The organism is Prevotella sp. SGI.167 (genome assembly GCF_050313615.1).
In the GTDB taxonomy this organism is placed as follows: Bacteria; Bacteroidota; Bacteroidia; order Bacteroidales; family Bacteroidaceae; genus Prevotella.
Map to the genome: position 1 here is coordinate 41,494 of NZ_JBNPLT010000025.1, position 12,654 is coordinate 54,147.

At 47.9% G+C, this 12,654-nt stretch carries 8 protein-coding genes; all 8 read right to left on the reverse strand.

The features are described 5' to 3' along the window. Positions 1–36: 36 nt before the first annotated feature. A complete protein-coding gene (locus ACQRBJ_RS12095; protein ID WP_445303751.1) occupies positions 37–1,485 on the reverse strand; it encodes an AAA family ATPase in 1,449 nt (482 codons plus the stop codon). A gap of 185 nt (positions 1,486–1,670) precedes the next feature. After that, positions 1,671–3,302: a beta-N-acetylhexosaminidase gene (locus ACQRBJ_RS12100; RefSeq protein ID WP_445303752.1), complete on the reverse strand. Its 1,632-nt coding sequence runs from the start codon at positions 3,300–3,302 to the stop codon at positions 1,671–1,673. Positions 3,303–3,439: 137 nt separating this feature from the next. Then, the gene (locus ACQRBJ_RS12105) at positions 3,440–5,614 is read right to left on the reverse strand and encodes a TonB-dependent receptor (RefSeq protein ID WP_445303753.1); all 2,175 of its coding nucleotides are present in this window, start codon (positions 5,612–5,614) and stop codon (positions 3,440–3,442) included. A gap of 35 nt (positions 5,615–5,649) precedes the next feature. Continuing rightward, a complete protein-coding gene (locus ACQRBJ_RS12110) occupies positions 5,650–6,132 on the reverse strand; it encodes a calycin-like domain-containing protein (RefSeq protein WP_445303754.1) in 483 nt (160 codons plus the stop codon). Positions 6,133–6,302: 170 nt separating this feature from the next. After that, complete coding sequence (locus ACQRBJ_RS12115) at positions 6,303–6,647, reverse strand: DUF2149 domain-containing protein (protein ID WP_117729579.1); 345 nt, start codon at positions 6,645–6,647, stop codon at positions 6,303–6,305. Positions 6,648–6,717: 70 nt separating this feature from the next. Beyond that, the gene (locus ACQRBJ_RS12120; RefSeq protein ID WP_445303755.1) at positions 6,718–7,320 is read right to left on the reverse strand and encodes a MotA/TolQ/ExbB proton channel family protein; all 603 of its coding nucleotides are present in this window, start codon (positions 7,318–7,320) and stop codon (positions 6,718–6,720) included. Beyond that, positions 7,320–8,009, reverse strand: a complete 690-nt coding sequence (locus ACQRBJ_RS12125; protein WP_337501462.1) for a hypothetical protein — start codon at positions 8,007–8,009, stop codon at positions 7,320–7,322. The genes ACQRBJ_RS12120 and ACQRBJ_RS12125 overlap by 1 nt, the downstream gene beginning before the upstream one ends. Before the next feature lie 135 nt (positions 8,010–8,144). Further along, positions 8,145–12,497, reverse strand: a complete 4,353-nt coding sequence (locus ACQRBJ_RS12130) for a cobaltochelatase subunit CobN (RefSeq protein ID WP_445303756.1) — start codon at positions 12,495–12,497, stop codon at positions 8,145–8,147. Positions 12,498–12,654 lie beyond the last annotated feature (157 nt).

Sequence of the window (12,654 nt, forward strand, 5' to 3'; positions counted from 1 at the left end):
CAGTATCAGTTTTGAAAACGGACATTAAAATACCATTTATCCAAAGAGATCATTCATCCTTACCTCACTATTCACCAATCCACTATGCATATTCTGCTTCACCCCATAAGTCGTGATGAAAGTATGCAGCAATGCCTTCTTCGTCTTGGTCGCCACAGAGAAGGAAGACATCCTGTCACGCAGCCGCTGCTCATAGCTGGCATCTATCACAAACTCATCCTTGGCATATTTCATCTCACAGATATTGATAGCTCCATCAGCACGGTCTATCAGCATATCTATCTGACCTCCTCGCCATTCTGCACCAGTAGAATCTACAAAAGGACGGCAGGACCAGGAATAAACATTCGCCAAAACACCAGAAATACCCAATGCCTTCTTGATCTGTGGGATATGATGTAGGCATACCTGTTCGAAAGCATAACCGCTCCAGGCTGTTCTACTTCCCGAATTGCGCATGTTACTCCAGAAGTTCTTATCCTGCCCACTGTTATTTGCTACAAAACGGGTATAGAACAATGAGTATAAGTCAGTTAACTGATATAGGGCATCCCTTTCACTCTTTCCTATGGTAGCATATTTCCTGATAAAATCGCATTTTTTCAGATTCTCCAGGATTTCTGATAACTGTCCACCACCTTTCAGTTTCAACTCATCCATCAATTCCTTACGGGTCATCCCCTTCATTTTTTCAGAAAGCACCTCTACTATCTTGCGATAATGCTTGGAGTCATTAAAGAGGGAACGGAAGAGGAAATCGAATTCTCCACGTAATGGCGAATCCTGCGAGAAAAACAGTCTGTCGATGCACACATCTAACGGCACACCACGCTCCAGCATATCAAGATAATAAGGAATACCACCCAATATCATATACACATCCAATACCTGCTGGCGGGTAAGAGCAAGGCCTTTCAATTCGTTTAAGAACAGCTCTGTCTCGCCCAGAGAGAATGGAGCCAGATAGATCTGCCGGGTAACGCGACCATACAATCCGCCCTTATCGCCTATAAACTTAGCCAACATCCACGTGGTGGAAGAGCCACAGACGATAAGTTTCAGTTGAGGGACCATAGAAGCCCATGAATTCCAGAAATAACTGAAAGCTGCGATAAAATTGCTTTTGGGCGTATCCATCCAAGGCAACTCATCAAAGAACAGAACAATCGGTTCCTGCTGAGATAAGCCCGACAGATATTCACGCAAAGCAGCAAAAGCCTCAAACCAGGTTTTCAGCTTGGGCACGGTCTGCTTAGCATACTGCGCCAACGCCATCCGAAACTGCTCCAGCTGTACCGCACGGCTCACTTCATACATACCAATAAAGGAAAAGGCAAACTGGTCGTTGAACATTTTTCGAACCAGAAAAGTCTTTCCTACGCGCCTACGACCATAGACAGCTATCAGTTCTGCCTTGTTGCTTTTACAACGTTCCAGAATGAGTTTCTGCTCATATTCACGTCCTATTATTCCGTTTGCATCCATAACTTTCTGATTTTATTTCATTTATACTAAATTTTATCGGTGCAAAGATAAACAAAAAAAATGAAATCTGCAAGGATAGTACCGCCCTAACTACCTTTTTTAACATAGTTAGGGCGCACCTATAAACGATAACACCGCCCTAACTACCTATTTTTATATAGTTAGGGCGGTGCTATCTACAAATATTACTTCTTTTCTTCCAGATGCTTCTTCACGGCATCCTCGATATCAGCCTTGTAATTCAAGCCGTAGAGGCGGTAGAGATCCTGCATGTGGAGCATTCTTGGGAAGAAGTTCTCCAGGTTGCGCTTATCCTTGGCAGTCCACTGAACCTCAGAAAGGGCGGCAAGTCTTGGCAACAACTCCCACTCCATCTTCTTGGCATCCTTTACCCACTCGGTCCAGATACAACCCTCGGCACCGATGATGTTCTTCTGCTCGGTAGGAGTCAGCTTATCAGAGCAAGGATCCAGATCATATACTCGCTGGATGCTAGGAATACCCTCTATCTTGTTGATGCGAGGATTGCTGAAATAGAAATTGCTGATAGGAGCTACGATGGTAGGATGACCTTCACGGGCAGAACGGATGCTGGCATTCACACTGGTCCAACCGCAAACGGTGATGTCCTTGGATGGAGTTCCTTCCAGAATTTCATCCCAACCCATCATCTTTCTGCCACGGTTTCTGATCTGCTTCTCTATCTCACCCATAAACCAGGTCTGGAGCTGCTCCTCCTTGCTGTGCTTAGGAAGTTCCTGGATGCCGAGATCTGCAATCTTCTTCTGACAGTTCCCGCAAACCTTCCAGCGGTTCTTAGGGCACTCATCACCACCAATGTGAATATACTCTGATGGGAAAATATCCATGATTTCATCCATCACGTCCTTGGCAAACTGAAGAGTCTGAGCCTTGCCGGCACACAACACATCCTCGAAAACACCAAAACGGGTAGCTACCTCGTAAGGACCACCGGTACAGCCCAACTCAGGATAAGATGCCAGGGCTGCCAGCATGTGACCCGGCATATCCACCTCCGGAATCACGGTGATGTATCTGTCGGCAGCATACTTCACGATTTCGCGAGCTTCCTCCTGGGTATAATATCCCGAAACAGGAACGCCATCAAACTCGTTCTTGTTGGTTGGCAGGATGGTTTCCTTGCGCTTGGAACCAATCTGGGTAAGCATCGGATACTTCTTGATTTCAAGACGCCAGCCCTGATCCTCGGTAAGATGCCAGTGGAAATAATTGATGTTGTGCATCGCAAAGACATCAATCAACTTCTTGAGATAAGGTACGCTGAAATAATGACGGCCCACATCGATCATGAACGCACGATAAGCAAAACGGGGAGCATCGGTAACCTCGGCAGCAGGAAGAGAAACGCTCTTCACGTTCCGGGTGATAGGCAATGCCTTCATCACACTCTGGATGCCATAGAAGATACCTACATGAGAGGTGGCTGAAATGGTGATGCCATTCTTGTTGACCACCAGAGAATAAGCCTCAGACTGGGTATCGCCAGCATTCAGCGCCAGACGGATCTGACCCTTCGCCTGCTTGTCGGTAGTCTTTACCCCGATACCGGTTACCTCCTTGATATGAGATGCCAGGAACCCGGCGTCCTTCTTCTGCTTCTCATCTCCAGCAGCATAATAGATTGTAGTTTTGGCTGTGATGCGGAAAGGAGCACTGCTCATCTCCTTGACTTGCTGAGGCAATGGAACAATCTGCCAACTGCCCATGTTCACATCCTTGGCTGATAATGAAAGGCTAGCCAAAAAAGCCATAGTTAGAATGATTCTTCGTATCATAATTTTGAATGAATAGGTTTTAAATCACTGCAAAATTACGATTTTATACCGAAAGTACGGCATAATTTGAAGAAAAGCATCCTTCACTATGGCTTTTTTAACCTATTTTGGGTCTGGAAACTGCCAGATGGCGGTTTCTAGAAGAGATTCACGATGCGGTCGATGTCAACCGAAAGTCCCACAGAGAAGGTGCGACCGGTGGTCATTGCCGAACTCCAATAATACTTCTCTGGTGTATAATCGAAGAGATTATCTACCGTGAAGTTCAAATTGACGGCATCCAGGAATCGCTGTTGAAGCGTGAACTTCCACAACTGATAACTGCTGTCATGCTTCTCGATGTTCGTATCAGGAGAGGACAGGTATCTGCCTGACAGAGCGGCATTGATGCGATAGAACGAACAGAGCTGACGATCGTAGTCGAGACGCCAGGTTGCAGAATGCGGACGAGGCTGGGAGAACTGGGAATCTACGCTTCTGCCACCTACATGGAGATAACTGTAGTCGAGTTTCACACCTAGACCCATATCCGAACGGTACTGGGCACTGAAGTCGATGCCGCTCACCTCTACTCCATCCTCATTGCAATAACGGGAAGCCACATCCGGCTGACCGGTTCCCGGGGTATAATCGGCATAATCCTCGGTAGTGATGCGCTTATCATACTTATTATAATAGCCCATCAGGGTAAGACTATACTGACCGGTCACGAAGCCTGCATTCTTCACCCTTCCGGTATGCTCCAGCGCCAGGTTGAAGTTGTCGCTCTTCTCCGGCTTCAAATCCGGATTGCCATAAATCATCTGCATGCCCGCCATATCAAAGTTCATATACATCTCCTTGAGGGTTGGGGCACGGAATCCGCCGGCATAGTTGGCACGGATGGAAAAGCCCTTCCACTTGGTCATCAGAGCCAGACGACTGGTGGTGGCATGCTGGCTGGATGCAGAGAAGTAATCATGACGAAGGCTAGCCACGATGTTCAACCACTGCAAAGGATTGTAATCGAACTGGGCGAAGGCATCGTATGAGTTCTGAGTCTTGGAACCATTGTTGGCAAACTGATAGGTGGTGAGATAATCGTTCAGGAAATCAGCACCTGCCGTCAATGTGTTCTTGCCGAAGATATGGGAATAGAGGGCACGGACGATGTTCTGACGATTGGTATAATCGTGGTCGTGAGTGCGCTCACTGTTCACGAATCGGGTCTTGTCATACTGGTCGAAGCCGTATGAAATCTCCAGGTTATCATTCTCCGAGAGATTCATCACCGTCTTCAGTCCGGCAGAATAATCCTTATAGTGGTCATCGTAGTTGCTGCGATTGCTGATACGGGCGAAATAGCCGCCACGACCTATCAGCTTCACCTTGTCAGAGAGCTTGTAGGTAAGCCGCTCCTTCACATTGAAGGTCTCTCCACCATAGATATGAAGGATGTTGGATTCTGTATCGAAAGGACTGGTAAGCTGAACCTCATCTGATGTGGTGCGCTGGATGCTGGTCTGCGAATTCCATTTTCCGGCATTGAAGCTGAAGCTTCCACCGTGGCGCCACTCCTTGTTGAAGTCGTTGTAGCGGGTGTTGACATTGGCAGTCCAAGGCTCGCTGTTTTCACGGGAAATGATATTGATGACTCCGGCTACGGCACTGGCACCATAGAGCGCCGAAGCAGCACCCTTTACAATCTCGATACGTCCCACATTATCCAGATTCAATCTGCTGTAATCTACGTTATCCATGGTTTCACCAGCCAATCGCTCACCATCTACGAGGAAGAGCACGGCGTTTCCACCGAAACCATTCATGTTGAGAGAAGTCTCCTGATTCATGGCATAGCCGAATTCCAGACCCGGCATCTGCTCGGTGAGGAGGTCCTGGATATTGGTAGCATCGGCAATCTTGATATCATTGGCGGTAATCAGACGGGTTACCATAGGAGCATCCTTCAAAGCCTTCGGAGTTCGGGTTGCGGTAACTACCACCTGATCGAGGGCTGTAGCATCCGGTTGAAGACGAAGGACATGCTGCTCACCTTTTCTCTCATCCGCTTTCAGTACGAAAGTCTGAGTCTGATAGCCCACAAAGCTCACCTTCACTCTCACCGCTCCCTCCTTGCTGTAAGGAATGCGGAAATATCCGTCTTCATCAGTGGTTACTCCTCCCTTGGCATTCACCATCTGGACGGTGGCACCCACCAGAGGTGCGCCCGAATCATCGAGCACTCTACCCACGATATCTCCCTGGGTTTCAGCTTTCAGATTCAGGCACAATCCGCAAAGGATCAGGAATAGTGCGAATATCTTTTGTTTCATCGAATTATATCAAAGTTTATCCTGAAACAATCCCTTTATTTTGTACAAACAAACTTAGCAATCATCGGCATAGGCATCTTGCCATACTGTATTGAGTAGTTGACAGTCAGCGTTTTGTCCTTCAAAGTACCCTGCAAGGTTACAGTATAGTTCTTCTCAGCACCATTCACGGTAACAGTACCAGCATAGTTTTCCTGAGCGAATGCATAAGCACCATTTGAACCAGAAACCTTTACTGCAGGAACCTCTAGAGCAGGAAGAGCCATCATGCCCTCGCCGCAAGCAGGCAATGTAACCTTGACGGTAGCATCATCAATAGCCTCAATCTTCAAAGTAACATTATCGTATGTAGAAGCCTCGCCCATTACGGTCATATCCAGAGAGCTGGTGTATGAACCGGCAATCTCCTTGGCAGCTGCCACAGTATCATTATCATCATCACTGCTGCAAGAGTTGAATGCTACACACATAGAAACCAAAGCCAACATCATGGCCATCATTGTCTTAAACTTTTTCATTTTCTTATTTTTCTTTTAGTTACAATATTATTTATTCAAGTTCAGAAGTTAAAGGAGTTATCGCTCCCTACGGTCGCTGAGGAGTTAAGACAATAGTCTTTTTGGCGTAGTTTTTAAGCAGCAAGACATACGCCTTAACTCCTTTAACTTCCTGATATACGGAAATTCAATTATTTATCTTCCGGAACATAGATGATTTCGCCATTCTCCAGCTGGTAAGCGATGCCCACCTTCTTTCCTTTGTTGCCAGATTTCTGGCTCTGGTCTTCAGAAGGAGTATAGCGATTGATCTTCTGTCCATCCTTGGTAATGATTTCCATATTCTCCTTGCCAGGGTTCTTCACCATCGTGAAGTTATCCTTGCTGAACATTTCCGTCATATTATAGCGCGAAACGAGGGCTACCATCAGGGCAAGGGCAAACACCATCGCCACATCGAAGAGGTTGCTCACTACGCTCATCGGATCATCATCCTCGCCATCATGTGCAAGCCTATTTCTGCGTCTCTGTCTCATAAATTATATGTCTTTAGTTTTTTACCTTTAAAAGCCTTTTTTACCTTTTTACTTTTTTACCTTTTTACCTTTAAAAGCCTTTTTGCTTTTCCTCCAAAAGGTCTGCCATAAATTCGAGGTTGCTCATATCCTCTGTGTACCAGCGGTTCTTGGTCTGCTTGGTTACGAAACCGATGGCTGCAGAAAACAATCCCACTACGGTGGTAGCGAAAGCCACCTGCATATTGTAAGCCATCGAAGCAATATCGCCGGTAGAAAGACCTACCAGGGCTGGACCCATCGGAATCAAGGTACCCATCAAACCGAGCATCGGACCCATCTTCAGGAGTGTAGAAGGAAGAGAAAGATCCTTCTCAACAAACTGGGCATACTGGTCGAGGATGCGGTTCACCTGCGCCTTGCTCTGACGGTTGTCCACGAGTTTCTTCATATAGGAAACGATGACAGCCTGCTTGTTCTTCGGCAAGCGATCGCCCAAGGTATCGATGTTATCGAGCGTCAGGGTGTTCATCTGTTCACGAATCTCCGCACCCGACTTGCGCTTTACAAGATACTGTCCGAAGAAACCTCCGAGGAGCAGCAAGGCTCTGAGGAAGAAGAAAATCAACAAAATAATCACAGGAACCAGCATGCCTGTGGAAATCCAAAACAATACGTCTGATATGTAATTCATTATACTCTATATTTTTTAATTTGATAATTGTAAACTGCCCATCCGATAGCCATTCCTACGATGACGATGGCGATGACGCCGAGAAGCGAGAGGGCATCGAAACTATTGAAGCCTGCCACGGCAGTCCTGCCATTCACCGTACCGATGATGCCCATCAATCCGAGCAGCACCTCTACCAGAAAAAGCAGTTCCAAGCGGATTGGTCGCTCCGGCAAGAGCCATCTCAAACCATAGGTGAATACCGGAGTCAAGACCAGCAGCACTACCGCAAGCACCCATGCTACTACCTGGAACGATACGCCGGGAAGCAGGAAGATGGTCATCACCAGAACACTGAACAGCACAGGGAAAACCAGCAACCCCGGGAAATACTTCAGGAAGATGAAGAACACCCATTTGCGGCGGCTCACATGTTCTGAAGTCTTCAGATCTACGTGGTGCACACAGAAAAGCATCGTGAGTGCCACGTCGATACTCAGCAGCACCGCCATATCGAGCATCAGCTTCTGGTCAGCTATCCAAGCCGCAATCTGCGTCTTCGACTGCTCGATGGCGAATGGCCAGGTCATTCCCACGAAGAAAGCTACGAGCACCGAGATGATCATAATCTCCTTCACTCCGTGGAAGGTCTGCTTCAGCACAAAACTGAAGCAAACCAATATCATCATTACTAAAACTAATGTCTCCATTTTTGAAAGTGAAGAACGAAGAGTGAAGAGTGAAAAATCATATAGTCCTTTTGGCTATATTGTTATTCTTCATCACTCATAATTCTTCACCTATTTTTATTTATAAATACTATTGAATTCTTCACTCTTCGTTCTTCACTCTTCACTCTGACTCCGTCTGCGGCGAATGAGGATAGCCAACATCACGAATGCTACGATGACAATGACACCTACTACGATGCTGCTCACCACAGTGGTGGTCTTCTGAGCCTCCTCATTCAGCGTCTCCTTCTTCATCACCATACCCTTGTCGCTGCTGTTCTTCGCAGCCTCAGCATCACGAATCTGCTCTACATTCTGCTGATATTCCTTGGCAGAAGCAGCATCGGTCTTGCTGGCGATATAGTTGCGCAGCTTGGCATTGTCGCAGACGAAACCGGAGCATGAAGGCTTATACTTGTTCACGGTCTCGGTATGAAGCTTGGCAATGTCCTTGAGCTGCTGAGGAGTAGCCTTCCACATTCCCTTGCGGGCACTCTCCATCATCACGGCGGTCATCTCCATCAGCGCTGCCGGATTCTGCTTGTCGAAGAACTCCTTGGTTCCGAGATGGTACTTGTCCTTGACATATACATTATATATCTCGTCCCACATCTCCTTGTCGATTGCCTTTGGCTTCATCACATTCCAGCCGTAGGTATTGGTTACGATTTCGGCGAATGTGCTGGCGCTGCTGGCTCCACCCTTCATCTTCTCCTTGATATAGGCAGGATTGAAGATGGTGGTTCTGCCCTCGATACCGATAGCCTCCTTCACCTCCTGCATTCTCATATTGCTATGGTTGCGATAGTCGGCGAGATAAGCATCCGGATCCTTACCGGTCACGTTGCGCACAGCAAGGTTCATACCTCCCATAAACTCATATACGTGGTCGAGACTCAAGGCACCCCAGGTATTACTCTGTCGTGGCTGAACTACCACATCGGTACGGGTCAGCGCTGCCTCGAAAGCAGCCTTGCGAACGGTCTCCCAGTTCTTCTCATCACCATAGTAGGCACCCATATTGTTCAGATAGACCTCGGCAATCTGACTCTCCTTATCCCAGCGATCGCCTGCGGTTACCATCTCCTGGATACCGGTACCATAGTTGCCGTTTACGCCACCAAAGACACGATACATACTCACCTCACGTGCCTCCTTTGGCGACATGCCTTTCTCTACGAGCACTCTTTCGGATTCGGTAACACCGGCTTTCACCAGGTTGTCGTACTTATCACCCTTGGCATTTGCCGCCATCTCTATCGCCTTGTTGATGAGGAAGAGACGGGATGCTGCCAGGTCACGGAGCTGACCGGAAGTCTGAACCACGACATCGATGCGAGGACGGCCCAACTGCTTGGATGGGATGAGACGCAGATCGGTAACACGACCGAAAGCATCTCTTACCGGTTCTACACCGAGCATATAGAGAATCTGGGCGATGGTAGCACCCTCTGTTTCGATAAACTCGCTACTCCAGAGCGTGTAGCTCACCTTACGAGGATATTCACCCTTATGTCGCTCGCAATACATCTTGATGGTATTGTCGCAAAGTTCCTTCGCCTTCTCCCAGGCATCCTCCGAAGGTGTATTCTCCACATTGATGGAGAAGAGGTTTCTACCGGTAGGCAGAGTGTTCGGATTCACAATCAGATCACCACCTGGAGATGGGGCGGTAAAGCCGCCATTCAGGGCATTCATCAGAGAAGACATCTCGTTGAGCGGACTCTGACGGAGCGCCTCCGAATACTTGCCCACATTCTGCAAGGCATGCTCTATGGTAGTGATAGCCTGAGCCAGATGAATCTGCTGACGGGTATATTTAGGTGCTTTCGACATCATCATACCCTTATCTTTAGAAGATTTCTGAGAAGCCTTGCCGGCTTTCGCCATCTTCGCCTTTTTCAAATCCTCCTGATACCATTTCTGTCCCTTCTTGATAGCTTCCATCATCTTGTCAGGGAAGCGACCGGTCTGTTCCATCTTCTCAAAAGCCTCACGACTCATCTGCGGAATCTTCTTCTTATGAGAAACCTTGGCAGCACGGAGTTCGCTTACCGTACGGTGGTCCACCCTCTTCGGCTTCGCCTCCTTCGCTCCACCCATCTGGTCTGCCATCTGCATCATCATCTGGATAGGATCCGGAGCAGCCTGCATCGCTTCAACCTTGCGAGCCATCTGGAGTTCGGCAGGAGTGATTCCTACATAACGGCAGATGTATTCATCAGAAACCGAGGCAGAACCCAGAAGCTGAGTCACGGTATTGCGTGCCTTGCTCAGATAGAGACGGTCGAAAAGCTGCTTGTGCTTCTCCACACCCTCCTGGGCACGACCTTTCAGCTTATCTACTGCCAGCATTCCGTAGGCAATAGGATCTGTAGCCATCGCATAGACACTGGTGCGGACATCATCATTATCGTATGGCACACCGAGAGTATAGAGCTTGCCGGTAATCTTCTCGTTTGCCAACTCTTCTGCATAGTTCTCTACTCTCGCAAATTCATCTGCAGAATAAGGCTTGTTCATCTGCTTGGCATCGAGCCCCAGTTCACGGGCGATTCCCATCTTCACGGTAAGCGCCTTCACCTTGAGCGACTGTTCGGCAGATGCCTTCTTTTCGTAAGACTGGATGGCATCACTCAACTGCTTATAGGTCTGTCGCAACTCGCTCTCCTTGAAAGGAGGAGTGAGATAGCTCTGGGTCTGGGCATAGGTGCGGCGCTTGGCAATCATTGCCTCGCCCACATTGCCGATGGTATATATATAAAGATGTGGAACCACACCAATCAATCGGTCACTCCAGTCGTTGCTGCCGAGTGCCACCTGCTTTCTCGGGGTATATTCCAGCGAACCGTGGGTTCCGAAATGGATGAGTGCATCGGCACTGAAACCATAACGTGCCCAGAGATAAGAGGCAACATAGGTGTAAGGAGGTGCCTGGTCGGTGCCATGCACAATCTTGAAGGAGTCGCCTCCCACACCTGCCATCACCTGTGGAAGCAATGCTACATTACCGAACTGCAGTCTTGCCACTGCCAACTTACCGTCATCGGTAGCCATATATTTGCCAGGGAAGGAACCATAGAGCTGGTTCATCTCCTTGATCATCTTCTTAGACAAAGCCTTCTGGGTCCATCCGGCAAACTGCTGGGCGGTAACCAGGGCAGGATGTCCCGACTGGAGGAATTGGGTATAGGCACCCTCGGCATAGGTTCCGAAGACAGCACCCTGAGCCTGAATCATCTTTGCCAGTTCCTGAGGATTGGCTGGCAACTTGCCTACATTGTATCCTTCATTCTTCAAGCGAACCAGGAGATTGTAGAGCGATGGAACCACTTCCATTCCCGAAGCGGTGAGAGCATTCTGACCGGGACCCTTGAAGTAGAAGATGGCGATGCGCTTGTTGCTATTCTTCTTGTTCTTCAGATTCACATAGCCCTGCACGCTCTCTACGAAACTCTCCATTCTGTCTGGGATGCCGTAAACCTCCTGCAAGCCCTCCTTGTTGATGCGCTGTCCGAAAACTACGTATGGACGGATAGCACCATCAATCTCCGGAGTCACGATGCTCTGCGACATGAAGCCGCCGTTCATTCCCTGCTTGTCGTTCTCCCAATCGGTGGTCAAGCGGTTGATATTAAGAGGTGAGAACAGAGGAATATTCTTCTGCTTCAGGAACTCAACGAAGTAATCGCCCAGTCTGCCATGCGCCATATTCACTACGGCATTCGCCTGGATGCTGTCGGCATGATGACCGGCGATAAAGCTCTGAAGCTTATTGATGCGATACACCATGAATCCCTTCTTTTCGAAAGCTTTTTCCATATCAGGAGCCGCACCCATAAAACCAGTAAGCATGATGGTAGGAGCACCTTCTTTATATAAACCGTTCTTTGCCAGGAAGGCGTTGTACTCGCGGATGCTGTTGAAGCCCAGTTCATCGCCCTTTTCATCCTTCGGGTCGAAATGAGTCAGGAGATAGTCTGGTCGCTCATTTACACGTTCCGGCTCTGGAGCCATGAACTTCTTTCCGTCGATAAACTTACGGATATAAGCGAGCATACTCTGATAGTTCTTCTTACCGCCGTTCTCGATGTACTGCATCAGATAATCGGCATCGAAGTTATCTACTGATACGATATTGTTGGCTGGGTTGGTAGCAGCATGAGTCAGGGTTGGCACCTTGTCGGAAGCCTCTTCCAACTGCTTACGCTGGTTCTCGTCGATTCGGAGACCCATACCATTCACGATAATCATATCGTAATCATCCAGATGCTCGAAATCATCGGTCGTAATCTCACTCAGTTTGATCATCGCATTGTCGTTGGCATACGAAATCTGTCCCAGCGCAATAGCCTGATAGTTGAGGAAAGCGATGCGGGTAGTACCCACCCAGGCAGAGTAAGCCTTCGCCAAACCTCCCAGAACGATCACAGCCAATAAGGCCAGGAAGATGTGTTTCTTTTTAATCTTTCTGATTTTTCCTAATCCTTTTCTCATATCTATTCCTTTTTTCATATCTATTCCTTTTTTCGGGCTGCAAAGGTAGGGGTTATTTAGAAATTGCACAATACCGAGAAATTGTGATTTTCACATTTTTTATACTTAGAAGTTGGTATCAGATTGA